The organism is Streptomyces sp. TE5632 (assembly GCF_054061295.1).
The window spans coordinates 3778537-3803195 of record NZ_JBSSEA010000003.1 but is presented as its reverse complement, the minus strand read 5'-3'; the positions used below and the strand labels follow the sequence as shown (position 1 = coordinate 3803195).

The window sequence follows — 24659 nt, the reverse complement described above, 5'->3', positions numbered from 1 at the left end:
AACGACGTCTCCGCGGACCCAGGGCCCGCGGATTAGCACGTACGGGTGACGTCGCTCCCCTTTCGGGGGACGTTTTCGGGGAACGGTTTCCAGGTCGGCCAAAGCCGGGCGGCCATACGACCGGCCTGCCGGTCTCAGGACTCCTGCGGCGTGGCCTGTGAGGCCTGGGACGGCTCGGAGACCTGGGGGGCCTGGGCCGGAGAAGCCGGAGAAGCCGTGACGTCCTGATCGGGAACGGCCTGACCGGAGCGGATCAGGTCGAGCCGGCCCATGACCTTGGACCGCAGGTCACCCGGCACGTCGTCATGCCCGCAGCACCGCTTGACCAGCTTCTTCACCGCTTGCTCGAGTCCGTACTTCTCGAGGCAGGGCGAGCATTCCTCGAAGTGATGTTCGAACTTCACGCAGTCGGCGTCCGGCATCTCACGGTCGAGGAACTCGTAGAGATGGTCGAGGATCTCGCTGCAATCCGTCTCGTGCGGCTCTCCGCAGCTCATGACCCCGAGCCTTTCGCTTCGTTCGACTGTCCGGCGCCCGCCGGGACCAGTCCGCGCTCGCGCGCGTAGTCCTCGAGCATGCCGCGCAGTTGGCGGCGACCACGGTGCAGCCGGGACATCACGGTACCGATGGGTGTGCCCATGATGTCGGCGATCTCCTTGTAGGCAAAGCCCTCGACGTCCGCGAGATACACGGCGATGCGGAACTCCTCGGGAATCGCCTGGAGCGCTTCCTTGACGTCCGAGTCGGGCAGGTGGTCGAGCGCCTGCGACTCCGCCGAGCGCAGACCGGTCGACATGTGCGACGCGGCACGCGCGATCTGCCAGTCCTCGATCTCCTCGGCGCCGCTGCGCTGCGGTTCACGCTGCTTCTTGCGGTACGAGTTGATGAAGGTGTTGGTGAGGATCCGGTACAGCCACGCCTTGAGGTTCGTGCCTTCGCGGAACTGGTGGAAGGACGCGTACGCCTTGGCGTACGTCTCCTGGACCAGGTCCTCGGCGTCCGCCGGGTTGCGCGTCATGCGCAGCGCGGCCGAGTACATCTGGTCGAGGAACTCGAGAGCGTCCCGCTCGAAGCGCGCGTTGCGCTCCGCGGGCGATTCGGCGCCCTTGTCGCCCCTGCCGCCCTGGCCCTCGGGCTGCTCCGCCTGGCCGTGTTCGGTCCCTGCGCCGGTACCGGGAACCGGACCCACCTCCTCCAGAGTCGTCGTGCGACCCAAAGCGGCCCCACTCGAATCGGAGGATAGACGACGATCCGGCCCGCCCGCCGCCCGAACAGGGGCGGTCCTGGCCGCGTGCAGCACCGTCCAGTCCAGGTCGGCACGGCTGCTGCGCCTCGGGCAATACGTCGACCCCATGCGGCGGACTCCCTCTCCTACGACGTCGGTGCCGGTGACCGGCTGATATGTCGGGGTCAACAGCGCGGAGGGTCGGGACATTCCCGAAGCTTTACCCGAGGGGGCCGGGCCGCCGCCGTCCGAGAGCGTCGACCCACCGCACGACCGCGCCGGTGACGACCCTCAGGGCCTCGTCCTGCGTGATGTCCGCCCGCTTGGGAACGCCGAAGCCGTGGTCACCGTGGGCCACCTCGACCAGTTCGTATGCCCACCCGTCTCCCACCACCGCCCTCGCACCGGCGTTCCCCCGGAGCTGAACGCCTGGGGGGACCCCCGGCGCACGGCCCCTCCTGTACTCGCTGTACTCGGGGAATTCCCCGGGTTTGCCGAACGGATCGTTGCCGCCCTGCACGACGAGGGTGGGGACCGCGGCGCCGAGCAGTTCCCCGGCGCGGGACTTCTCGGGCCTGCCCGGCGGGTGCAGGGGGAAGCTGAGGGCGAGTACGGCGCGGGCGCCGAGTTCGCCGGCGGTGCGGCACGCGACACGGGCTCCGGCGCTGCGTCCGCCCGAGATCACCGGCAGGCCCGGCTTCGTCAGCGCGGGCCAGATGTCCCGCCAGGCGAGGTCCAGGGTCTTCGGCGCGGGTGCCACCTTCTTCCCGGCCACCCGCCAGGGCTGCTCGACCAGGGCCACGGTCACGCCGTGCGCGGGGAGCACGGCGGCCAGGGCTTTCAGGTCGCGCGCCTCGATGCCGCCGCCGGCGCCGTGACCCAGTGCGAGGACGAGGCGTGGGGCGTGCCGGGCAGGGTGCCAGGTGATGCGGGCGGGACCGGCCTCCGTCTCGACGGTCTCGGTGGCCTCGACGATCTCGGTGGCCTCGGCCGAAGGTTCCTCGTTCGCTTTCGTCACGTTCATCACGTTCGTCACATCAGAAGAGTGTGCCCTCTTCCGGTGCGGCCAGTTCGTTCAGCAGCTCCGGGCCGTTGTTGCGGACGTTGCTGACCGCCGTGGAGACCGGGAAGGCGCGCATCAGACCGGGAGGCGGCGGGGTGAGCAGCCCGCGCAGGTCCCCGGTGTCGGTCCGGGAGGGGTCCAGCCAGGCGTCCCATCGGTCCGGCGTGAGCATCAGCGGCATCCGCGGGTGGATGTCGGCCAGGGTCCGCGGGCCTTCCGCCGGGGGCACCGCGAGCGGCGTGGTCTCCGCCTCGGTGGTGATGACGGAGCACGTCACCCACCAGGCCCGCGGGTGGTCGTCCGGCAGGGTCCGGTCCCGCCAGAACTCGTACAGTCCGGCCATCGCGAACACCGAGCCGTCGGCCGGCGTCACGAAGTACGGCTGCTTGCGGGGGCGTTTCTTCTTGCCCTCGACCTCCAGTTCCCGCTCCTGCGTGCCGGTGACCCACTCGTAGTAGCCGTCGGCGGGCAGGATGCAGCGGCGGGTGGCGAAGGCGCGGCGGTAGGAGGGCTTCTCGTGCACGGTCTCCGCGCGTGCGTTGATCATCCGGGCCCCGCCCTCGGGCGTCTTGGCCCAGGACGGCACGAGGCCCCATTTCAGCTTCCGCAGCTGCCGAACCGGCCGCGGGTCGTCCGCGTCCTTCACCACGCGATCCAGGACGGCGAAGACCTCTTTGGTGGGGGCCACGTTGTAGTCGGGCTCCAGGGTCTCCTCCGGCTCCCACTTCTGGACTTCGAAGATCTCCACGAGATCCTCGGGCCTGCGACTCGCTGCATACCGTCCGCACATACGTGCAACACTGCCAGGCCCACCCGTCCCCCGGCCACCACCCCTCAACGAGGCGCTCCGCGCCGCCCCCTCCGGTCCGCGACCCCGAGGAGCCCCCACCGAACATGGACAGCACCGCATCCGCCTCGCTCGCCTCACTCTGGGACGAGGTGTCCGGCACCCAGCCCGACCCGGATCTGTGGGTGGTGATCGCCACACTGGCCGCCGCGCTCGTCGTCGTCACACCGCACGGGCTGTGGCGGCTCTCCCGCAACGCCATCACCATCGCCCACGAGGGCGGCCACGGCCTCGTGGCACTGCTCACCGGCCGCACGCTCACGGGGATACGCCTCCACTCGGACACCAGCGGCCTGACCGTCAGCCGCGGCAAGCCGACCGGCATCGGCATGATCCTCACCGCCGCGGCCGGCTACACCGCTCCCCCGCTGCTGGGGCTCGGCGGCGCGGCGCTGCTGGGCACCGGGCGCATCACCCTGCTGCTGTGGCTGGCCACGCTGCTGCTGGTGGCGATGCTGGTGATGATCCGCAACGCGTACGGGGCGTTGACGGTACTGGTGGTCGGCGGCACCTTCGTCCTGGTGTCCTGGGTGGCGGGCCCCCAGGTCCAGGCGGCGTTCGCGTACGCCGTGGTGTGGTTCCTGCTGCTCGGCGGGGTGCGTCCGGCCTTCGAACTCCAGGCGAAGCGGGCGCGCGGGGGTGCGGGAGACTCGGATGCGGACCAGTTGTCCCGGCTGACGCACGTGCCGGCGGGGCTGTGGCTGTTCCTGTTCCACGCCGTGTCGCTGTGTGCGCTGCTCGGCGGGGGACGGTGGCTGCTGGGGCTGTGACGCCGGTGGTGCCGAAGAGCCCGACCCGGAGGTACCGGGCACGCCCGGCGGTCGGGACCCCCACTAAAGTGGGGCGCATGACCGCTAACCCTGCGCACACCGCCCTTTGGCCCGCCCCGCACGCGAGCGGAGCCGTCGACGCGACGGTCCACGTACCCGGGTCGAAGTCGGTCACCAACCGCGCCCTCGTGCTCGCCGCCCTCGCCTCCGAGCCCGGCTGGCTGCGCCGTCCGCTCCGCTCCCGCGACACGCTGCTGATGGCGGGCGCGCTGCGGGCCATGGGCATCGAGATCGAGGAGGGTGTGGGCCCCGACGGCACCGGTGAGGCCTGGCGGGTGCTGCCCACGGGCCTGCGCGGCCCGGCCACCGTCGATGTCGGGAACGCCGGCACGGTGATGCGGTTCCTCCCCCCGGTCGCCGCCCTCGCCGACGGTCCCGTCCGCTTCGACGGCGACCCCCGTTCCTACGAGCGCCCGCTGAACGGCGTCATCGACGCGCTGCGTCACCTCGGTGCCCGGATCGACGACGACGGCCGCGGCGCGCTGCCGCTGACCGTGCACGGCGGCGGCGCCCTGGACGGCGGCACCGTGTCGGTGGACGCGTCCTCGTCGTCGCAGTTCGTCAGTGCCCTGCTGCTGTCCGCGCCGCGTTTCAACCAGGGCGTCGAGGTCCGGCACACCGGTTCGACGCTCCCTTCCGTGCCGCACATCCGGATGACCGTCGACATGCTCCGCGCGGTGGGCGCCCAGGTGGACAGCCCCGAGTCGGGCGGTGAGCCCAACGTCTGGCGGGTCACTCCGGGGGCTCTGCTCGGACGGGACCTGACGATCGAGCCGGACCTGTCCAACGCGCAGCCGTTCCTCGCGGCGGCGCTGGTGACCGGCGGCCGGGTCGTCGTCCCGGACTGGCCCGCCCGTACCACCCAGGGCGGTGACAGGCTGCGGGAGATCTTCACCGAGATGGGCGGTTCCTGCGAACTGACCGAGTACGGGCTCGTGTTCACCGGCTCCGGTTCGGTGCACGGCATCGACGTGGACCTCGGCGACGTCGGCGAGCTGGCACCGGGGGTCGCCGCCGTCGCGGCCCTCGCGGACTCGCCGTCCACCCTGCGCGGCGTGGCCCACCTCAGGCTGCACGAGACGGACCGTCTGGCCGCGCTCACCAAGGAGATCAACGAGCTCGGCGGCGACGTCACCGAGACCGCCGACGGTCTGCACATCCGCCCCCGCCCGCTGCACGGCGGCGTCTTCCACACCTACGAGGACCACCGCATGGCGACCGCCGGCGCGGTCATCGGCCTCGCGGTGGAGGGCGTACAGATCGAGAACGTGGCGACGACGGCGAAGACCCTGCCGGACTTCCCCGACCTGTGGACCGGGATGCTCGGGGCATAGGAACGCAGACGATGCGCCGCTACGGCAAGCACACCGACGAGGACGACATCCGCTCCCGCCCGAACCCCAAGGGCAACCGGCCGCGCACCCACATCCGGCCCAAGCACGAGGACGCCGCGGAGGGCCTGGTCCTCACCGTCGACCGGGGCCGGCTGACCTGCCTCGTCGAGGACCGGATCGTGCTCGCCATGAAGGCCCGGGAGCTGGGCCGCAAGGCGGCGGTGGTCGGTGACCGGGTGGGGATCGTCGGCGACCTCTCGGGCAGGAAGGACACGCTCGCGCGGATCGTCCGCATCGCCGAGCGGACGTCGGTGCTGCGCCGTACCGCGGACGACGACGACCCCTACGAGCGGGTAGTCGTCGCCAACGCCGACCAGCTGGCCGTCGTCACCGCCCTCGCCGACCCCGAGCCCCGCCCGCGCCTGATCGACCGCTGTCTGGTCGCGGCGTACGACGGCGGGCTGACCCCGCTGCTGGTGCTGACCAAGTCGGACCTCGCGCCGCCCGACAAGCTGCTGGAGCTGTACGGCGACCTCGACATCCCGTACGTCGTCACCAGCCGGGCGGAACTGGAGAGCGGCGCGGCGGCCGACCGGGTGCGGGAGCAGCTGGACGGCCGGATCACGGCGTTCGTGGGGCACTCCGGGGTCGGTAAGACGACGCTGGTGAACGCGCTGGTGCCGGAGGAACGGCGGCGTTCGACCGGGCACGTCAACGCGGTGACGGGGCGCGGGCGCCATACGACGACGTCCGCACTGGCACTGCCCCTGTCGGGCGCGCAGGGATGGGTGGTCGACACCCCCGGGGTGCGGTCGTTCGGCCTCGCCCATGTCGATCCGTCCCGGGTCATCCACGCCTTCCCCGACCTGGAGCCGGGTACGGAGGGCTGCCCACGCGCGTGCAGTCACGACGAACCGGACTGCGCGCTGGACGCCTGGGTCGCCGAGGGGCACGCGGACCCGGCGCGTCTGTACTCGCTGCGGAGGCTGCTGGCGACGCGGGAGCACACGGAAGGCGACTGATCCTCGCGTGTTTGTCATGGCGTGCGGACGGTAAGTGCATAATCGCACCGAGCCGGATCCGGAGCCGTCGAATCCGGCGAAACGGTCACCGGCGGCCGGGACAACGGGAGGACGGCACATGGCGTGGCTCATGGTCGTGGTGGCCGGGTTGCTGGAGACCGGGTTCGCCGTGTGTCTGAAGCTGTCCCACGGCTTCACACGGCTGTGGCCGACAATCGCCTTCTGCGCGTTCGCGCTGGGCAGCTTCGGCCTGCTGACCCTGTCCCTGAAGAAACTCGACGTCGGGCCGGCGTACGCCGTGTGGACGGGAATCGGGGCGGCGGGGACGGCGATCTACGGGATGGTGTTCCTGGGGGACCTGGTGTCGACGCTGAAGATCGTGTCGATCTCCCTCGTGATCATCGGAGTGATCGGACTCCAGCTGTCGGGATCGGCGCGGTGAGCGCGGAACGCCGACCGTCATGAGCATGCGTCGCATGCGGCGCTACGGCACCGGCTGACGGTTCAGGGCGCTGCGGACCAGGTCGGCGATGCCGTCCTCGGTCGGCGGCGGGGCGGCGACACAGGACAGAGCGAGGCGTACCACCAGCTCACAGGAGCGGGCCAGCTCGGCGGTGTCGGTCCTGGGCACCCCGGGGCCGGTCAGGACGGCCACGGCGCGGTCGCGGACGAGGGCCACGAGGTCGACGGGCGAGGGCAGTGGGCCGTCGGCGCGGCGCTGGGCGGGCACGGCGGAGCCGGACCGGACCGGCGCCAGGGCCGGGGAGGGCAGGCGCTCGCTCCAGCAGCCGGTGAGCAGGGCGCGGACCAGGGCGTTCCCGGCGGCCGTGGCGGCGGTCCACTCGGCAGCCGCGGTGAGCCGGTCGCGGGCGTCGTGGTGGACGGTGAGGGCACGGTCGACGCCGGCGAGGTAGCCGTCGGCCTCCCTGCGGACCAGGGCCCTGGCGAGTCCGTCCTTGCTGCCGAACTCGTTGTAGAGGGTCTGCCGGGACACCCCCGCGGCCGCGGCCACGTCCACCATCCGCACCGCGGACCACGGGCGACGCGCGAGTGCCGCGTAAGCGGCGTCCAGCAGAGATTCCCGCGCTGCAGGCATCATCGCCTCCCTCGGGGCGGGCGAGCGGCTCTGCGCTTCAGATTTGACGCACCGCCGGGCACTGTCAAGGGTTCGCGTGGGGTGCGGAGTTGCGGTGCCGCGGGAGGTGTCCCGGCCGCTCGGCGTGTACGCGGATCGTGCGCGGGGCGCACGTGACCCGCGCACTCCCCGCGCACGATCCGTACACGGCGGTGCACGGCGGGCGCACAGCCCCGCGAACCCGAGGTGGCCCTGGCCCCATCTCGGCGGATACGGTTCATTGCATGCCCGACTACCTTGACGACCTGCGTCTCGCCCACGTCCTCGCGGACGCCGCCGACGCCGCGACGATGGACCGGTTCAAGGCCCTCGACCTCAAGGTGGAGACCAAACCGGACATGACGCCGGTGACCGAGGCGGACAAGGGCGCGGAGGACGTCATCCGCGGCCACCTGAAGCGTGCCCGCCCGAGGGACGCGATCCTCGGCGAGGAGTACGGGGTGGAGGGCACGGGACCGCGACGCTGGGTGATCGATCCGATCGACGGCACCAAGAACTACGTACGCGGCGTCCCGGTCTGGGCCACGCTGATCGCCCTGATGGAGGCCAAAGAGGGGGGCTTCCAGCCCGTCGTCGGGCTGGTCTCGGCTCCCGCCCTGGGCCGCCGCTGGTGGGCCGCGCAGGGCCACGGCGCCTTCACCGGCCGCAGCCTGTCCCAGGCCTCCCGGCTCCAGGTGTCCGGGGTCTCCAAGCTCTCCGACGCCTCCTTCGCGTACTCCTCGCTCAGCGGCTGGGAGGAGCAGGCGCGGCTGGACGGCTTCCTCGACCTCACCCGCGAGGTGTGGCGCACGCGCGCGTACGGCGACTTCTGGCCGTACATGATGGTCGCCGAGGGGTCGGTGGACATGTGTGCGGAACCGGAGCTGTCCCTCTGGGACATGGCGGCCACCGCGATCGTGGTCACCGAGGCCGGCGGCAGCTTCACCGGACTCGACGGCCGCCCCGGACCGCACAGCGGCAACGCCGCCGCCTCGAACGGGCTGCTGCACGACGAACTGCTGGGCTATCTCAACCAGCGCTACTGACGTCCGGTCCGAGCGCACGCCCCCATTGCGCCGCACACGCCCTCTTGTTGGCGCCCGCTTTACCTGCGACTGTGAGAGTCCCCCCGCTTGTGAACTTGTGAAACCTTGAACTAGCGGACCAGCGGATCGATCCGAGGTCCGCCGGCACGGTTTCCGGTAGGAGGTGGCTCCATCCCATGCTCGTCCGCGACGCCATGAGCACGGTGGTCCTCACCATCGGCCCCGCCCACACCCTCCGTCAGGCCGCCACCCTGATGTCCACCCGCCGCGTCGGCGCGGCCGTGGTCCTCGACCCCGACGGCACCGGCATCGGCATTCTCACCGAACGCGACATCCTCGACTCCCTGGGACTGGGGCAGGACCCGGACTCCGAGCACGCCCACTCCCACACCACGACCGACGTCGTCTTCGCCACCCCGTCCTGGACGCTCGAGGACGCGGCTCACGCCATGACGCACGGCGGCTTCCGCCATCTGATCGTCCTGGAGCGGGGCGAGCCCGTCGGCATCGTCTCGGTGCGCGACATCATCCGCTGCTGGGCCCCCGTACGGCAGCAGGCCGCCCAGCGCACGCCGGTGTAACCGACGGGCCGGGCCCCCTTCCGGGGGCCCGGCCCGTCACGACGGCAAGCGGTCCAGCGCTGGAATCAGCCGCACAGGGCCTGGACCGCGGCTTCCAGCCGCTCGCCGAAGTACTTACCCTTGGCTAAAGCCAGCGCCGATCCCACAATGGACAACGTCTAAGTCAAGCAACGCTCCAAAGTCACACCCGTTCGGGACCTGGTCCCTCTAGCTGTTAGGCTGGTGTCCATGAGCGACCTTCTGGAACGACTGCGCGGACGTGGATGGCGGATGACCGCACAGCGTCGTGTGGTGGCCGAGGTCCTCGACGGCGATCATGTCCATCTGACAGCCGACGAGGTGCACGCCAGAGCCGTCACCAGGCTGCCGGAGATCTCCCGAGCGACCGTCTACAACACCTTGGGCGAACTGGTCACCCTCGGTGAGGTGGTGGAAGTCGCCACGGACAAACGAGCCAAGCGTTACGACCCGAACGCCCACCGGCCGCACCACCACCTGGTGTGCGCGCAGTGCGGCGCGATCCGGGACGTGCACCCGACGGGCAACCCGCTGGCCGACCTCCCCGACACCGAGCGCTTCGGCTTCACGATCTCGAGCGTCGAGATGACGTATCGGGGCGTCTGCCCGAACTGCGCCGCAGCGTAGGGCACCCGGCCTGCGCCGTCCTTCTCCCAGACGTACGCGAGAGCCCCGGCAGTGTGCCGGGGCTCTTTCGTGCGCCTGAGGGGCTTTCGCGTGCGTCTGGGAGCTTGAGCAGGGACATAGACCGAGGGCCGGAACCCTTTCGGATTCCGGCCCTCGGCCTTCAGTAGCGGGGACAGGATTTGAACCTGCGACCTCTGGGTTATGAGCCCAGCGAGCTACCGAGCTGCTCCACCCCGCGTCGATGAATGCAACGTTACGTCAAGGATGTGGACGGAAGCAAATCCCTTTCGGTGGAGGCCGTGAGCCCTAGAGGGTGCGCCGTCAGCCCTCACGCGGACAGCTCCTCGCGGAGCGCGTCGCGCAGGCGAATCGCTCGTTCCGTGACCGCCGCCGGGCCCAGCGCCGCCGCACGGTCGGCCCAGCGCTGGCCCTCGGCGAGCTCGCCCCGGCGCGCGTAGACCAGGGCAAGCCGCAGAGCCGCGCGGCCGTGTCCGGCGTCGGCCGCGCGGGTCCACCACACGGCCGCCTCGGGCTCGCTGCCCTCCCGGGCCAGCAGCAGACCCAGGTTGAAGGCGCCGTTGCGGGAACCGGCCTCGGCCGCCTCCCGGTACCAGCGGGCCGCCTCGACCACGTCACCGCGGGCCGCGGCGAGCATGCCGACGCGCACCTGAGCGCGCCGGTGGCCCTGGGAGGCGGCGCGCTCGTACCACTCCTCGCACTCGCTGCGCCGGCTCACCGGTTCGCCCAGTTCATGCGCGGGCTCCGGCGGGCGACGGGCGTCCAGGACGGTGGCCAGGCGGTAGGCGGCCTCGGCGCTGCCGCCGCCCGCCGCGCACCGCAGGAAGCGCTCCGCCTCACCCTCGTCGCCGTCACGCAACCGGGCCATGCCGACCTGGAGGGCGGCTTCCGTGTGCCCGGCGGCCGCCGCCCGCTCGTACCAGCGCAGCGCGGTCGCGTTCTCCTCCCGGCCCGCGTGCAGGATGCCGAGGTTGAAGGCGGCGTCCACGCTCCCCGCCTCCGCGGCCTTGGAGAACCAGGGCTCCGCGCCCGTCTCGTCCCCGGCCGTCAGCAGCAGGATCGCCAGCGCGTTGGCCGCCTCGCGGTGACCTGCGTAGGCGGCCCGGCGGTACCACTGCTCGGCCGGCCCGGTCCGGCCCTGCTCGGCGCAGAGCAGGGCGAGGTTGTACGCGCCGTTGACGTCGCCCGCGTCCATCGCGGCCCGGTACCAGCGTTCGGCGGTCTGGGTCTCGCCACGCTCGGCGTGCAGGGCGCCCAGCGCGTTGGCGGCGTTGCCGTCGCCGTCCTGGGCCGCGCGCAGCCACCAGACGGCGGCGTTGTCGGTGTCCCCGGCGTCACGCAGCAGGAAGCCGAGCGCGCAGGCGGCCCGCGCCTCCCCGTCCTTGGCGGACGTCAGATACCAACGGCCGGCCTCCTTGAGCTCGCCGCGCTTCTCCAGGATCACGCCGAGGTGCAGTGCGGCCCGGCGGTGCCCCCGCGCTGCGGCCTGCCGGTACCACTGCTCGGCCTCCTCCACTAACGGGCGGCCCCTGTCGTCGGTCTCCTCCGCGGCCTTCCGGTCCAGCGCCCTGGCCAGCCGGTAGGCGGCCTCCCGGTGCCCCCGCTCGGCGGCGGCCCGCATCCAGCGCTCGGCCCCGGCCGTGTCCCCGCGGTGTTCCAGCAGGTCGGCGAGTGCGTAGGCACCCAACACGTGGTCCTGCTCGGCGGCCTGGCGCAGCCAGTACTCGGCGGCGGGCTCGTCACCGCGCTCGCGGTGGTGCCGGCCGAGCGCGTGGGCCGCCGGGGCGGAACCGGCGACGGCGGCGATCCGCCACCATCCAGCGGCCTCCTCCGCGTGGCCCCGCTGGAACAGGAGGACGCCCAGGTTGTTGGCGGCGGCGCGGTCGCCCGCGGCAGTGGCGGCACGCAGCTGGGGTTCGGCTCCGGCGAGGTCGCCGCGGCGCAGCAGCATGGCGCCGAGGACGCTCATCGCCTCCACGTCGCCGGCTTCGGCAGCGAGCCGCCGGCGCAGCTCCTCGGCCGCCTCGTCGGCGGCTTCCCCCGTCTCGTCGCGAGGTTCCTCCCGCGGGGAGGACTGCTCAAAACGTCCCGTCTCGTACAGAGTTGCCCTATCCCCCATAACGTCCATCGTCGCACCACCCGCAACCTGGGTACACCTGACATGCCGCAGTCAGTGAGGTCACTTCAGCGTTTTGTCGACATGCCCACAGAGAGACAAGTCAAACACAGATCGGCCAACTCCCGTCGGCGGCGCGGCCGTCGCCGGATTCGGCACATGCGTTCGCACATCACAAAGGCCCGGATTCCTTGAGGAATCCGGGCCTTTGATGTCGCCGTCATCGCGACTTCAGTAGCGGGGACAGGATTTGAACCTGCGACCTCTGGGTTATGAGCCCAGCGAGCTACCGAGCTGCTCCACCCCGCGCCGTTGTGTGTACAACCGTACCACGGCGCGGGGTGGGCCCTTGACCAGGCGGCTTGCTAACTGCTCGGGCTCGGGTCGGGGCTGGGACTGCTCTCCGAGGCGTCCGAGCCGCCTCCACCGGAGCCGCCCCCACCCTCCGCCGACTGGGCCTTCTCAGCCCGGCGCAGGGCATCCTCGAGATCCTTCTGCGCCTTGCCGTAGGCCTCCCAGTCGTTCTTCTTCAGGGCTTCCTGACCGGCCTGGAAGGCATCCTGGGCGTCCTTCAGGGCCGCTTGGACCGACGGGTTCTCGGACGTCGGCGGCGGCTGCGTGCCCTCGTCCTCGCCCGGTGGCTGCTCGGTGGCCGAACCCTTGGCCCCGAAGACCTTGTCGAGAGCCTGCTCCAACGTGTCCTCGAAGGCCGTCTGGCCTCCGTAGGTCACCAACACCTTCCGCAGCAGCGGGTACTTGAGTCCACCACCACGTACGTAGACCGGCTCCACGTACAGCAGTCCGCCGTCGAGCGGAACGGCCAGCAGGTTGCCGTACTCGACCTCGGAGTCGCCGCCTCTCAGCAGCCTGATCGACTCGGCGATGTCCTGTTCGGAGTTGAACTGGCTCTGCACCTGTTTGGGTCCGGCCGCCGTGGTGCTCGTCGGCAGCTTCAGGACTCTGATCTTGCCGTACCCCTCGCTGCCCGCCTCGGCGTCGACCGCCATGAAGGCACTGAGGTTGTCACGGCCGTTCGGAGTGAACGTCGTGGTGAGCGAGAAGGCCTGTTCCTTCTGGTCGGGCATCTTCATGCTCTGGTAGTACGGCGGTACCGCGTCGCCCGTCTTGTTCGTCGGGTCGGCCGGCACCTGCCACACCTCGCTGCCGCTGAGGAACGTGGTGGCGTCCTTCACGTGGTAGCGGGTCAGCAGTTCGCGCTGCACCTTGAACAGGTCCTGCGGATACCGCAGGTGGTCCATCAGCCCGCCGGAGATCTCGCTCCTCGGCTCCACCGTGTCCGGGAACGCCTTCATCCACGTCTTCAGGACGGGGTCCTTGGTGTCCCACTGGTAGAGCTTGACCTCGCCGCTGTACGCGTCGACGGTCGCCTTCACCGAGTTGCGGATGTAGTTGACCCGGTTCTCCTGGGCCACCACCGCGCGGTTGTCGTTGGTGGCGGTCAGCGAGTCGGCCGTGGTGTCACCGAGGGTCGTCCGCGACGCGTACGGATAGCCGTTGGTGGTCGTGTAGGCGTCGACGATCCACTGGATCCGGCCGTCCACCACCGCGGGGTAGGCGTCGCCGTCGATGGTCAGCCACGGGGCGACCGCCTCGACGCGCTCCTTGGGCGTGCGGTTGTACAGGATCCGCGAGCCCTCACCGATGGCACCGGAGTACAGGATCTGCGGCTCGCTGAACGCCGCCGCGTAGGCTGCCCGATTGATCGGGTTGGCGAGGTTGACGCCACTGTCGCCCTTGTAGCTGGTCGTCTTCTCGCCATTGTCGTCGGAGTAGTCGATCTCCTTCTGGGGACCGCCGACGATCGAGTACGTCGTCGTCCGCTCGCCGTAGTAGATGCGCTGCTCGTACGTGCCGAGGTCGCCCTTGGACGGCAGGTCGGACTCGGTGAACACCGGACGGCCGTCGTCGGCACTGGTGCCCTTGGCGGCAACGACACCGTATCCGTGGGTGTACCGGAAGTGGTCGTTGATCCAGTTCCGCTTCGGGATGCCGTTGAGGTTCAGCTCGCGCAGGCCGATGACGGTGTCCTGCTCCTCGCCGGTCTTGGGATCGGAATAGCGGTCCACGTCCAGGTTGGTCGGGAACGCGTAGTAGTTCCTGATCTGCTGGAGCTGCTGGAACGTCGGCGAGACGATGTTCGGGTCCATGATCCGGATGCTCGCCGTCTCGGAGACCTGGTCCCGGAGCTTGGTCTTGTCCTCGGTCTGGCTGGTCCCCGGGTACTCGTCGACCTGGGCGTCGTCGATGCCGTAGGCCTCACGCGTCGCCTTGAGGTTCTTCTCGACGTACGGCGCTTCCTTGGCCTGCTCGTTCGGCTGGACCTGGAACTTCTGCACGATCGCCGGGTACAGGCCGCCGATGAGGATCGCCGACAGCACCATCAGGCCGAAGCCGATCACGGGCAGCTGCCAGGTGCGCCGCCACAGAGTGGCGAAGAACAGCAGCGCGCAGATCACGGCGATGCAGAACAGGATCGTCTTGGCCGGCAGATAGGCGTTGGCGTCGACGTACCGCAGACCGGTCCAGTTGTCGGTCGCCTTGAAGTCGCTGGACTTGACCGCCAGGCCGTACCGGTCGAGCCAGTACGCGACCGCCTTCAGGGCGACGAAGATGCCCAGGAGCACCGACAGGTGCCCGGTGGCGGCCGCCGTGGCCCGCGCGCCGGGGCTGGTGACCCGCAGCCCGCCGTACAGGTAGTGCGTCAGCGCGGCGGCGATCAGCGACAGGATCGCGGCGGCGAAGCCGAACCCGAGCATGAACCGGTACCAGGGCAGGTCGAAGGCGTAGAACGCGACGTCGAGCTTGAACTGCGGGTCCTTCTGGCCGAACGGCACACCGTTGACCCACATCAGCCAGGTCCGCCACTGACTCGACGCCGAGGCGCCGGCGATCAGCCCCACCAGTGCGGTGATGCCGAGCAGCAGCCACTTCTTGTACGGCGCGATGCCCATCCGGTACCGGTCGAGGTTCTGCTGCTCCAACGACATGGCACTCAGCGGCGGCCGCATCCGGTGCGCCAGCCAGATGTTGAAGCCGACCGCGAAAGCCATCAGCAGGCCGAAGACGAAGAAGAGTCCGATCTTGGTCCACAGGGTCGTCGTGAACACCGACGAGTAGTCGACCGAGCGGTACCACAACCAGTCAGTCCAGAACCCCGCGAACATGGTGAACACCATGAGAAGGACGGCCAGGACGCCCAGGGTCATGAGCAGGGTCCGGACCCGCCGGGACGGGCGGCCCACTCTCATCCGTGGCCCTGTCGGGCCTCCGCCACGGTCCGGCATCTGGAAAGCCAAGGTAGGCACCTCGAAATTCGCTGTTGATTCGTCAGGTCCGCGAGTTCGTGGACCGTGTGTGGACCCGCGCAATCGTGGGCCCACACCTATGCAACTTACTCACCCTTTACTCAGTTCCCGATTCCGGTCCTGAACGAGAGAGGATTGTGACCATGTCCAACACACCCATGGCGGCGAACCCGCTCACCCGGGCCGTACTCGAGATCGACGAGTACGTCTCCGGCCTCGGCTGGGACCAGCCTGCCCGTCTCTTCGCCCTCGTAGACACCGCGCGGCTCCGCGCCGAACAGCCCTCGCTGGCGGACCGGCTCGGTCTGGGCGACGAGCAGGAGACAACCGCCCTCACCCCGATCGAGCAGGACGAGATTCCAACGGGCAAGCCGCTCGACGAGTTCCTGGGCACCATCGCCTGGCCCGACTCGGTGGTCGGCTGTGCCCTGACCGTGGAGCGTCTGATGCTGCCGCCGTCCGCGGAGGCCCAGGTCCCGCAGGATCTGGACGAGGCCGCGCTGGCGGCGTGGGTGGCGAAGCACCCGGAGCGCCAGGAGGTCCGTATGACGGTCGCGGTCCTGCGTGACGGTGCCCGCGATTCCGCACTGCGGCTGCGGGAGAAGGACTCGCCCACGGAGGTCCTCACCGGGTCCGCCCTGGTGCCGGGTCTGGCGGAGGCGCTGTCGGCGACGTTCGCGGAGTAGCCCGTACGGGAGGGCAGGAAGCGTGCCCGCGCGGGAGGGTAGGAAGCGTGCCCGCGCGGGAGGGCAGGAAGTGCGCCCGCGCGGTCAGGAAGCCGTGCATGTCGGCAGGTCCGCGGTGTCGCCGGAGCCGAGGTCCTTCATCGCGTCGAGGGCGTCGTCGATGGTGTCCACCTTGATGAGGGTGAGACCCTCGGGGGTGTCCTCGGCGGCCGCCGCGCAGTTGTCCGCGGGCGTGAGGAAGTACTGGGCGCCCTTGGCACGCGCGCCGACCGTCTTCATCTCGATCCCGCCGATCGGCCCGACCTTGCCGGCGTCGTCGATCGTGCCGGTGCCGGCGACGAACGCGCCGCCGGTCAGGCTGCCCGGGGTGAGCTTGTCGTAGATGCCGAGCGCGAACATCAGACCGGCGCTCGGCCCGCCGACGTCGGCGAGCTTGATGTCGATGCTGAACGGGAAGGTGTGGTCGGTCCCGGCGGCGATTCCGACGATGGCACGCTTGTCTCCCGCGTCGTCGGAGGTCGCGGTGGTGATCGTGACCTTCTCGGTCCGCGTCGGCGTCCGGTTCTCCTTCTCGGCGGCGGCCTGCTCCTTGGCGGGCACGATCGTGAATTCGACGTCGTCGCCGGGCTTGTGTTCGGTCACGAGTTCGGCGACATCGGCCGGCTTGCGCACCGCGCTGCCGTCGACGCTCTTGATCACGTCGCCGGCGTGCAGCTTGCCCTCGGCGGGGGATCCCTTGACGACACTGGCGACGATCACCCAGGACTTCACCGGGACATCGAGTGCCTTCAGGGCCGCGACCTTGGCGCTCTCCTGGGACTGGCTGAACTCCTCGGCGTTCTCCTGGGTGGACTCCTCCTCCGTCTTGCCGTCGGGGTAGAGCGTGTCGTGCGGCACGACCTTGTTGTCGTGCGCGAGCCATCCGTAGACGGCCTCGACCAGGTTCATCCGGTAGTCGGCGCTCGTGACCCGCACCGTGGTCATGTTGAGGTGGCCGTCGGTCGGATAGGTCTTGCGCCCTTTGATGTGCAGCACCGGCTCGCCGTCGTGATCGCCCAGAGTGTTCACCGTCGGCCCCGGGGACATCTCCGAGTACGGCACGGGAATGAACACACCCGCGCACAGGAGTGCGATCAGCATCAGGGTGGAGGCGAGCATCGTCGCGGTGCGGCGTGGCATGCACCGACAGTACGGGACAGGTCTGTCAGCGCACCGTCAGGGCCGCCCGTCCGGGCGGCCCTGACCTCGTCGTACGTCGGTGACCTGCGGTTTTCGGTCCCTCAGTCACCCGAGGGCCGGGGCTTCTCCATGGCCTCGCGGAAGCGGGCGTACCCGACGAGCTCGGGGCCGTCGCTCCGCGCTCTGCGCGTGCGGTTGGCCCAGCTTCCCCACAGTCCCGCGCCCACCGCGGTCATCAACGGAATCAGCAACCAGGCAAGAGCGGCCATGCCGACCTCCCAACCCCATGAGCGTCCGCGACTGACTGATCAGCAGATTAACCATCCGCAGTGACAACGCTCATACCCGGGGTGCGGTTACGCAACCGGAGTACGGAACGGGGATACGGAACGCCTCAGCAGGCCCCGACCCGCCCACCCGTCGCCCGACCACCACCCCCCAACGACGGCGCTACGCGCCGACCCACTCCTCTGTTCCGTCCGAGAACTTCTGGTGCTTCCAGATGGGCACCTCGTGCTTGAGGTCGTCGATCAGCTTCCGGCAGGCCTCGAAGGCCTCGCCCCGGTGCGGGCACGACACGCCGACGACGACGGCCAGATCCCCGACCCGAAGGTCCCCCACCCGATGCACGGCGGCCAACGCCCGCACCGGATACTCGGCGGCGACCTTCTCGGCGATCCGCCGCATCTCGTCCTCGGCGCTCGGGTGGCACGAATACCCCAGCTCGTCGACGTCGGTCCCGCCGTCGTGATTGCGCACGGTCCCCACGAACAGCGCCGTCCCACCGGCCGCGTCATCGCCGACGGCCCGGAAGATCTCGTCCACGGACAGTGGCGCGTCCCGGATCGCGATCAGCTTGATCGGATCCTGTGCCGCCTGCTCACCGGGGTGATCATTCGTGGATGCCATGCCCCCCATCGTGCCCCACACCCACGCCGACACGGAACAGCCCCACCGCCCCGTTCACTCCGCAGGCGCACGTACGGGGTCTCCCCGGCCGGCGGCTCCTGCCCCGTTCTCAGATCCGTCAGATCCGTCGGCGGGTCTTCCGTGCCCGCCGCACCACCGCGGCCGCGCCCAGCAGAGCCACCGTCGCTCCCGCGGCGCCCGCCGCCGTCGCGTCCTTGCGGCCGAGCCGCCGCCCGGCGACCGTGTGCCGACCGGAGACCTCCTCGAGCAACTCGGCGAGCACCTCCTCGTTGGTGTGGGCGGGCCGCCACCCCGCGTCGTGCAGCCGGCTCCCGCTGACCACCCAGGGGTGCATCGTGTACGCCAGGTCCCCGGCCGGGGACGGGGTCAGCCCGATCCGGTGCAGCCGTGCCGCCGCGCCCAGCGCGACCGCCGACGGCAGCTCCATCCGCCGGATGCCGCTGAGCTCCTCGACCTCCTCCTGCTCCAGCCATCCGTCGCACCCGACGGCCAGCTCGCCCTCGACCTCTTCCCGGACCGCGTACTCCAGGGCGCTGCACAGATCATCGACGTGGCAGAACTGCCACGCGGGCCGCGAGCCGGCCACCACGAGCAGTCGCGGAGACTCGAAGTACCTGGTCAGCGCGGTGTCGGTGCCTCCCACCAGCACAGCGGGCCGGACCACCGTGACGTTGAGCCCGGGGTGCGCGCGGGGCGCCCTGCGCGCGAGCCTCTCGATCTCCAGGAGATCGCCCACGCCGGTGGCCTCGGCCGTGGCCCGCAGTTCCGCGTCCTCGGACAGCGGCAGCTCGTTGTCCGGGAGCGCCCCGTAGACCATCGTGGAGGTGCACAGCACCACCCGGCGCACCCCGGCCGCCGCGGCGGCCGTCAGCACGGTCTGCGTCCCCCGGACGTTGTAGGCCGTTCGGGCTGCGGCGTCGGTCTCCAGGTCGAGGTCGAGTGCCAGATGGACCACGACATCGGCCCCGCGCAGCTTGTCCGCGATGGCGGGATCCCGTACGTCCAGGATGTGCCAGTGCGCCTCGGCGCACTCGCCGCGGCGCTCGTCGATGGCGATGACCTGCTTGATCTCCTCCGAGGCGGCGAGCCGCTCGGTGAGCAGCGCGCCGACACCGGCCGCGGCGCCGGTGACCGCGACGACGGGCCCGCGCGGGGACGACGGGCGGGTCGACTGGTTTCGCGCTGCGCGAACCTGCGGATCTGGGGAACTCACCGGGCGTCTCCAGCGGTTGTCTTCAGTACGAGCGCATGCGAAGCATGTGTACCAGGTGGCATCCATCCTGCCGCAGGCTTTCTGTCGGCGAAGCATCGAGGCCCTAACCGCTTCAGGTGTCTACGCTGGGTGGTGTTGTCGGGCAACCGTGCCGCCGGAAAGAACCGGTGGCCCTATCAGCCGAGGAATCCCGTGAGTGACACCCCATTCGGATTCGGCCTTCCGCCGGAGGAGCCGGACGACGGCGACGAGGGCAAGAAGAAGGACCCGCAGAGCGGTGGTGGTCAGGACCCGGCCAACCCGTTCGGTTTCGGCATGTCCGGGGCCGGCGGCTTCGGCGGCCCCGGCGCCGACAATCCGTTCGCCGCGATGTTCGGTTCCCTGAACCCCAACGACCTGGGCGCCGCGTTCCAGCAGCTCGGACAGATGCTCTCCTACGAGGGCGGTCCGGTGAACTGGGACATGGCCAAGCAGATCGCCCGCCAGACGGTCTCCCAGGGCACCTCGGACGGCACGAAGGACGCCAGCGTCGGCCCCGCCGAGCGCAGGGCCGTCGACGATGCCGTCCGTCTGGCCGACCTGTGGCTGGACGACGCCACCTCGCTGCCGTCCGGTGCGGCCTCCTCGGTGGCGTGGAGCCGCGCGGAGTGGGTCGAGGCGACCCTGCCGGCGTGGCGGGAGCTCGTCGACCCGGTCGCCGAGCGCGTCGGGGCCGCCATGGGCGACGTGCTGCCGGAGGAGATGCAGGCCATGGCGGGCCCGCTGATCGGCATGATGCGCTCGATGGGCGGCGCCATGTTCGGCACGCAGATCGGGCAGGCCGTCGGTGTGCTGGCCGGTGAGGTCGTCGGCTCCTCCGACATCGGCCTGCCGCTCGGCCCGGCAGGCAAGGCCGCGCTGCTGCCGGTGAACATCGCGGCGTTCGGCAAGGACCTGGGCATCCCGCAGGAGGAGGTGCGGCTGTATCTCGCCCTGCGCGAGGCCGCCCACCAGCGCCTGTTCGCTCACGTGCCGTGGCTGCGCTCGCACCTGTTCGGCGCGGTCGACGGCTACGCGCACGGCATCAAGGTCGACACCGCCAAGCTGGAGGACGTCGTCGGCCAGTTCGACCCGCAGAACCCGGAGCAGCTGCAGGAGGCTCTCCAGCAGGGCATGTTCCAGCCGGAGGACACCCCTCAGCAGAAGGCCGCCCTGGCCCGTCTCGAGACGGCGCTGGCCCTGGTCGAGGGCTGGGTGGACGCCGTGGTGCACGCGGCGGCGAAGCCCCGGCTGTCGTCCGCGGACGCGCTGCGCGAGACGTTGCGCCGCCGTCGTGCCTCGGGCGGCCCCGCGGAGCAGACGTTCGCCACGCTGATCGGTCTGGAGCTGCGTCCGCGCCGGCTGCGCGACGCCTCGCGTCTGTGGGCCTCACTCACCGACGCGCGCGGGGTCGACGGCCGGGACGCCCTGTGGGCCCACCCGGACATGCTGCCGACGGCCACCGATCTGGACGATCCGGACGGTTTTGTGCACCGCGAGCAGATCGATTTCTCCGAGCTGGACAAGATGCTCGGCGAGGCGGCCGGCAAGCCCGACCTCAGGAAGAAGGACGAGGGCACCGACGAGGGTAAGGGCGACGGCACCGAGTGAGCCTGTACGACGACACGGTTCTCGTGCTCAAGGGGTACGAGAACCAGCCGGAACTCCGCCAGGCCTACCTCGACCACCTCGCCGCGCACCAGGACGGCATGTGGAAGGCCTGCGACACCGGCCACATCACCGCGAGCGCCCTGGTCGTCGATCCAGGGCGCGGCCGGGTGCTGCTGACCCTGCACCGGAAGCTGCGGATGTGGCTGCAGATGGGCGGTCACTGTGAGCCGGGTGACGCTTCGCTCGCGGCTGCGGCTCTGCGGGAGGCCACCGAGGAGTCGGGCATCGCGGGGCTGACGCTTCTGAAGGGCGGTCCGGTACGTCTGGACCGGCATGCGATCCCGCCGCCCTGCCACTGGCACTTCGACGTCCAGTACGCGGCCGTGGCGCCCCCTCACGCCGCGCACGCCATCAGCGACGAGTCGCTCGACCTGCGCTGGTTTCCGTATGACGAGGTGGCGGACGTGGCCGATGCGTCGGTCGTCCGCCTGCTGGAAGCGACCCGGACGAGACTGGGCGTCTGACGCACGCGTGAGGGGCGACCGCCCGTGGCGGCCGCCCCTCACCTCTGTCCTGGCCGACGGCTCAGCTCCAGACGTTGCCCTGGTTCTGTCCACGGGCACCCTGCTGGCCCATGCCGTACTGTGCGGCGAGACCGGAGCCGATCTGGGCGTTCTGCGGCGGCAGCAGCTCGCTGGGCTGGACGAGTGCGAAGCCGCTGCCCATGAAGCTGAGCTCCCAGCCCTCACCGGTGCTGCCGCGGCGCCGCCACACCCCGGAGGAGTGGGTCTGGGCCTGCAACTGCACGCGCAGCCCCGTGGACCAGGCGACGATCGCGTCGGCGTCGCAGTTGACGTACTTGTCCGGCGTCACCTGCATCAGCAGCGGCATGCCGGAGGTCATCAGCGCGACCTTGCCCTGACCGGTGATGTTGAGCTGGTACTTCCCGGAGCCGGAGATGCCGTACAGGCTGTCGACGGCGATGACCTCGTGGTGCAGCGAGGAGTCCAACGCGAGCACATAGCTGCTGTCGACGGTCAGCCCCTCATGGTCCACGTCCATGACGTGGATGTGCTGGGCGAGGTTGGCGAGGTAGACCGTGCCCTGCCCGTGGCAGCGCATCAGGTCCAGTCCCTCACCGGTGCGCGCACGGCTGCGTGACTGACCGCGGCTCTGGTACTCGGCGTCGAACTCGACGAGTCCCTGATAGGCGATCATGCTGCCCTTGCGGGCGAGGATGTCGTCGTGACCCTCCAGGGCGACCCGGAGCATCTGCTTGTTCTGCAGGCTCCAGCGTTCCTGGGTCTGCTGGTCGTTGTGGGCGAAAAGCGGGCTCTGCATGGTGTGGTTGCTCCCCCTCAGCCCCGGACCCGGAGACGGTCGGTGCTGTCCTCACTGGGCTGGACGACGACGATGCCCTGACCGGAGAACGCCATCTGGTAGGCCTCGCCGCTGCCGCGGCCGATCAGCGACTGCGCCCGGAAGCTGCGCTTGCCCTTCACCTTGAGGTTCGGGGACCAGGCGACCAGGGCGTCCGGGTCGACGTACGTCTCGTCCTCGCCACCGCCGCAGTCGACGACGATCGGCTTGCCCCGGGAGGTCAGCGCGACCCAGCCCTGCCCGGAGATCCTGGTGTTCCACAGGCCCTGCCCGGCGAACTTCGCCAGGCCCTTCACCCGCTCCACACCCCACGACAGGTGGGCGTCGAAGGCGAGCAGGTTGGTGGCGTTGACGGAGATGCCGTCGCCGTTGAGGTTGATCACGACGACGTTCGCACCGTAGTCGGCGAGGTAGAGCAGGCCGTCGCCGGAGCACTTCATCAGCGGCGCGCCCTCCCCGGTCATCCAGTCCCGCGCGATCTGGCGCACGGCCGACGGGTTGGGCTCGTACTGGACGAACCCCTCGTAGGCGACCATGGACCCCACGCGCGCGAAGAGGTCGTTCCCGGTCTGCATGGCGACCTTCAGCATGTGGTTGCCGTGGTTCTCCATGCGCGCGGTGACGGGGGCGGGGGCGTAGCCCGCGAGTGGCTGGTTCATGACGGGCTCCCTCAGATCTCGTACGGCTGGACGACGATGAAGTTGCCGGGCGCTCCCCGGAACTGGAGGTTGACGCTCTCCCCGGTGTCGCCGGGGTAGGAGTTGCGGCGCATTCGCACCTGGCTGGAGACGATCACCTGGGAGGCGGCCGACCAGGCGACCACGGCGTTGCAGTCGGCGAACGTGGTGGGCGTCACCGGCAGCACCACGGGCACACCGTGCGTCTTCACGACGATGGTGCCGGTCCCCTGGAACTGCATCGTGAACAGCGCGCCACCGGGAATGCCGTGCCCCTCGATGCGGCGGACCTCGTACTGGAGGCCTTCGTCGAAGGCGAGGACGTTCTCGGCGGAGACGCACACGGCGTCGCCCTGGAGCTCGATCGGGTGCAGCATCGTGGCGTCCTCGGCGAAGAACACCTGGCCCTGGCCGGTGCAGCGCATCAGCTGCATCTCCTGGCCGGTGGCGTTGCCCACGATGCGGCCGGTGAAGCCGGCGCCCTTGTAGCTGAAGTCGACCTTGCCCTGGTAGAGCACCATGCTGCCCTGCCGGGCCAGCACGGGCTGACCGCCGATGCCGAGGTCGACACGGACGAGCTTCTTGTTCTGCTGGGTCCAGCGCTGCCCGGTGGGCGTCTCCTTGAACATCTGGAGCGCGCCGAGCACACCCGGGGTCTGCGGTGCGCCCTGGGGAGCACCCTGTGGTGTCCCGTAGGGCGCTTGCTGGCCGGGCATCTGACCTGGCATCTGTCCGGGCGGCGGCTGCTGGCCGTAGCCGGGTGGGGGTGTCGGCTGGCCGTAACCGGGCGGCGGGGCGGGAGCCTGCGGTGCCTGCGGCTGCGCTCCGTAGCCGGGGGGCGGCGGGGCGCTCGGAGCGGGCGGGCCGGGGGGCGGTGGCTGCTGGCCGGGCCGGCCAAAGGACGCGGGCGCCGGGGCCGGAGGCGGCACCGGGGAGCCGCCGGGCGGAGTGTTCAGGGGCGCGACGATCGTCTGCGCGGCGTGCACCGACGGCGCCGGAGCCGGGGGTGGGGGCGGGGTGGCGCCGGGGGGAGGGGCGAAGCCCTGTGCCACGGGCTGAGGGGCCGGCGCGGGGGCGGCAGCGGGCGCGGGGGTGCCGGGGACGGCGAACGCGGGCGGTGCGAAGCCGGGGGCGGCGCCGCCCGCCTGCGGCTGCTGCGGGGCGGCGGGCTCCTCCTCCGCCACCTCACCGCCGAAGTTCTTCAGCAGCGCTTCGAGCCCGCCGTCGAAGCCCTGACCGACGGCGGCGAACCGCCACACGTCCTTGAAGTAGAAGTCACCCAGCATCACCGCCCGCTCGGTGGAGAACTCAGAACCGTCGAAGGGGTAGCGGGCCACTTCCTCGCCGCCCGCGACGATGCGGATGTATCCGGGACCGATCTGGGACATCTGCCCGGCGCCGTCGAGCGTCGCCGTGAAGGACAGCTTCTTGATCTGCTGCGGGATCCGGTCCAGCGTCACCCGGAAGGATTCCGTGTCGCCCGCCTGCGCACCCAGGAGCTGGAGGGACTCCTCGGGGGACTTCGGCTGGTTGAAGAAGACGAAGTACCGGTCGTCCGAGAGCCGTTCGTCGGCGTCGAGACCGAAGCAGCTGATGTCGAAGGTGAGCCCGGGGCCGGAGATCTGCACGCCTACGTACAGATCCGTGCCAGCGGTGAGGTCACTGATCCTGGCCTTGTGGCCGCGTTGGAATTCCCTGGCCATGCGTACGACCGTCCCCCATCCCGAATGTGAGTGCGTCGCGTCAGGCTAACGGCAAACCCGGACAACCGACGAAGTCGGTACAGACCCGGTACACA

24 protein-coding genes and 2 tRNA genes are annotated in these 24659 nt (G+C 70.5%); 10 read left to right on the top strand and 16 right to left on the bottom strand.

What is annotated here, in order from left to right; translation table 11 throughout:
• Window positions 1–134 precede the first annotated feature (134 nt).
• From rsrA to ACVW19_RS22675, 4 genes are all read right to left on the bottom strand, one after another.
• Window positions 135–497, bottom strand: a complete 363-nt coding sequence (gene rsrA / locus ACVW19_RS22690; RefSeq protein WP_457461291.1) for a mycothiol system anti-sigma-R factor — start codon at window positions 495–497, stop codon at window positions 135–137.
• Window positions 494–1189, bottom strand: a complete 696-nt coding sequence (locus ACVW19_RS22685; RefSeq protein ID WP_457461290.1) for a sigma-70 family RNA polymerase sigma factor — start codon at window positions 1187–1189, stop codon at window positions 494–496. The genes rsrA and ACVW19_RS22685 overlap by 4 nt, the downstream gene beginning before the upstream one ends.
• 256 nt (window positions 1190–1445) lie before the next feature.
• Entirely contained in the window at window positions 1446–2249 is an 804-nt protein-coding gene (locus ACVW19_RS22680; RefSeq protein ID WP_457464735.1) for an alpha/beta hydrolase family protein, read from the bottom strand.
• Between the two features lie 13 nt (window positions 2250–2262).
• Window positions 2263–3078 (bottom strand): SOS response-associated peptidase, encoded by an 816-nt coding sequence (locus tag ACVW19_RS22675; protein ID WP_457461289.1) that lies wholly within the window; start codon window positions 3076–3078, stop codon window positions 2263–2265.
• 104 nt (window positions 3079–3182) lie between these two features.
• Between ACVW19_RS22675 and ACVW19_RS22670 the strand changes: the two genes are divergently transcribed.
• The 4 genes from ACVW19_RS22670 (at window position 3183) to ACVW19_RS22655 (ending at window position 6763) form a co-directional block, all read left to right on the top strand.
• Window positions 3183–3905 carry a M50 family metallopeptidase gene (locus ACVW19_RS22670; protein ID WP_457461287.1) on the top strand — a complete coding sequence of 241 codons (723 nt, stop codon included), beginning with the start codon at window positions 3183–3185 and terminating at the stop codon, window positions 3903–3905.
• Between the two features lie 77 nt (window positions 3906–3982).
• Complete coding sequence (gene aroA / locus ACVW19_RS22665) at window positions 3983–5299, top strand: 3-phosphoshikimate 1-carboxyvinyltransferase (RefSeq protein WP_457461286.1); 1317 nt, start codon at window positions 3983–3985, stop codon at window positions 5297–5299.
• An 11-nt stretch (window positions 5300–5310) separates the two neighbouring features.
• Window positions 5311–6321, top strand: coding sequence for a ribosome small subunit-dependent GTPase A (gene rsgA / locus ACVW19_RS22660; protein WP_457461284.1), 1011 nt, complete (start codon window positions 5311–5313; stop codon window positions 6319–6321).
• A gap of 118 nt (window positions 6322–6439) precedes the next feature.
• Window positions 6440–6763 (top strand): DMT family transporter, encoded by a 324-nt coding sequence (locus ACVW19_RS22655; RefSeq protein WP_457461283.1) that lies wholly within the window; start codon window positions 6440–6442, stop codon window positions 6761–6763.
• A 42-nt stretch (window positions 6764–6805) separates the two neighbouring features.
• Here the strand turns inward: ACVW19_RS22655 and ACVW19_RS22650 are convergent, their stop codons facing one another.
• Window positions 6806–7420, bottom strand: coding sequence for a TetR/AcrR family transcriptional regulator (locus ACVW19_RS22650; RefSeq protein WP_457461282.1), 615 nt, complete (start codon window positions 7418–7420; stop codon window positions 6806–6808).
• A 260-nt stretch (window positions 7421–7680) separates the two neighbouring features.
• Between ACVW19_RS22650 and hisN the strand changes: the two genes are divergently transcribed.
• From hisN to ACVW19_RS22635, 3 genes are all read left to right on the top strand, one after another.
• On the top strand, window positions 7681–8481 hold the full coding sequence (gene hisN / locus ACVW19_RS22645; protein ID WP_457461280.1) for a histidinol-phosphatase: 801 nt from the start codon (window positions 7681–7683) through the stop codon (window positions 8479–8481).
• A 176-nt stretch (window positions 8482–8657) separates the two neighbouring features.
• On the top strand, window positions 8658–9062 hold the full coding sequence (locus ACVW19_RS22640; protein ID WP_457461278.1) for a CBS domain-containing protein: 405 nt from the start codon (window positions 8658–8660) through the stop codon (window positions 9060–9062).
• A 228-nt stretch (window positions 9063–9290) separates the two neighbouring features.
• Window positions 9291–9707, top strand: a complete 417-nt coding sequence (locus ACVW19_RS22635) for a Fur family transcriptional regulator (protein ID WP_202277922.1) — start codon at window positions 9291–9293, stop codon at window positions 9705–9707.
• 164 nt (window positions 9708–9871) lie between these two features.
• Here ACVW19_RS22635 and ACVW19_RS22630 read toward each other — a convergent pair.
• The 4 genes from ACVW19_RS22630 to ACVW19_RS22615 form a co-directional block, all read right to left on the bottom strand.
• Window positions 9872–9945 (bottom strand) — tRNA-Met (locus ACVW19_RS22630).
• 90 nt (window positions 9946–10035) lie between these two features.
• A complete protein-coding gene (locus ACVW19_RS22625) occupies window positions 10036–11853 on the bottom strand; it encodes a tetratricopeptide repeat protein (RefSeq protein ID WP_457461276.1) in 1818 nt (605 codons plus the stop codon).
• 223 nt (window positions 11854–12076) lie between these two features.
• Window positions 12077–12150, bottom strand: a tRNA-Met gene (locus ACVW19_RS22620).
• 56 nt (window positions 12151–12206) lie between these two features.
• Window positions 12207–15146 carry a UPF0182 family membrane protein gene (locus tag ACVW19_RS22615; RefSeq protein WP_457464733.1) on the bottom strand — a complete coding sequence of 980 codons (2940 nt, stop codon included), beginning with the start codon at window positions 15144–15146 and terminating at the stop codon, window positions 12207–12209.
• A gap of 164 nt (window positions 15147–15310) precedes the next feature.
• Here ACVW19_RS22615 and ACVW19_RS22610 point away from each other — a divergent pair, with 164 nt between their 5' ends.
• Complete coding sequence (locus ACVW19_RS22610; protein ID WP_457461274.1) at window positions 15311–15853, top strand: PPA1309 family protein; 543 nt, start codon at window positions 15311–15313, stop codon at window positions 15851–15853.
• Window positions 15854–15937: 84 nt separating this feature from the next.
• Here ACVW19_RS22610 and ACVW19_RS22605 read toward each other — a convergent pair whose 3' ends face one another.
• The 4 genes from ACVW19_RS22605 to ACVW19_RS22590 form a co-directional block, all read right to left on the bottom strand.
• Window positions 15938–17032 carry a YlbL family protein gene (locus ACVW19_RS22605; RefSeq protein ID WP_457461273.1) on the bottom strand — a complete coding sequence of 365 codons (1095 nt, stop codon included), beginning with the start codon at window positions 17030–17032 and terminating at the stop codon, window positions 15938–15940.
• A 101-nt stretch (window positions 17033–17133) separates the two neighbouring features.
• Complete coding sequence (locus ACVW19_RS22600) at window positions 17134–17301, bottom strand: hypothetical protein (RefSeq protein WP_202277927.1); 168 nt, start codon at window positions 17299–17301, stop codon at window positions 17134–17136.
• Between the two features lie 181 nt (window positions 17302–17482).
• Window positions 17483–17941, bottom strand: a complete 459-nt coding sequence (locus ACVW19_RS22595) for a molybdenum cofactor biosynthesis protein MoaE (RefSeq protein ID WP_457461271.1) — start codon at window positions 17939–17941, stop codon at window positions 17483–17485.
• A gap of 118 nt (window positions 17942–18059) precedes the next feature.
• Window positions 18060–19175 carry an SDR family oxidoreductase gene (locus ACVW19_RS22590; RefSeq protein ID WP_457461269.1) on the bottom strand — a complete coding sequence of 372 codons (1116 nt, stop codon included), beginning with the start codon at window positions 19173–19175 and terminating at the stop codon, window positions 18060–18062.
• A gap of 192 nt (window positions 19176–19367) precedes the next feature.
• On the opposite strand from ACVW19_RS22590, the gene ACVW19_RS22585 reads away from it, so the two are divergent.
• Together ACVW19_RS22585 and ACVW19_RS22580 are read left to right on the top strand one after the other, a co-directional pair.
• The gene (locus ACVW19_RS22585) at window positions 19368–20804 is read left to right on the top strand and encodes a zinc-dependent metalloprotease (protein ID WP_457461268.1); all 1437 of its coding nucleotides are present in this window, start codon (window positions 19368–19370) and stop codon (window positions 20802–20804) included.
• Window positions 20801–21328, top strand: coding sequence for an NUDIX hydrolase (locus tag ACVW19_RS22580; protein ID WP_457461266.1), 528 nt, complete (start codon window positions 20801–20803; stop codon window positions 21326–21328). Before ACVW19_RS22585 ends, ACVW19_RS22580 begins: the two co-directional genes overlap by 4 nt.
• A 61-nt stretch (window positions 21329–21389) precedes the next feature.
• Here the strand turns inward: ACVW19_RS22580 and ACVW19_RS22575 are convergent, their stop codons facing one another.
• From ACVW19_RS22575 to ACVW19_RS22565, 3 genes are read right to left on the bottom strand one after another with little or no spacing between them, the layout of a single operon-like run.
• Window positions 21390–22145: an AIM24 family protein gene (locus ACVW19_RS22575; RefSeq protein ID WP_457461264.1), complete on the bottom strand. Its 756-nt coding sequence runs from the start codon at window positions 22143–22145 to the stop codon at window positions 21390–21392.
• A gap of 17 nt (window positions 22146–22162) precedes the next feature.
• Window positions 22163–22843, bottom strand: a complete 681-nt coding sequence (locus ACVW19_RS22570; protein WP_109376910.1) for an AIM24 family protein — start codon at window positions 22841–22843, stop codon at window positions 22163–22165.
• An 11-nt stretch (window positions 22844–22854) separates the two neighbouring features.
• The gene (locus ACVW19_RS22565; protein WP_457461262.1) at window positions 22855–24564 is read right to left on the bottom strand and encodes a TerD family protein; all 1710 of its coding nucleotides are present in this window, start codon (window positions 24562–24564) and stop codon (window positions 22855–22857) included.
• Window positions 24565–24659 lie beyond the last annotated feature (95 nt).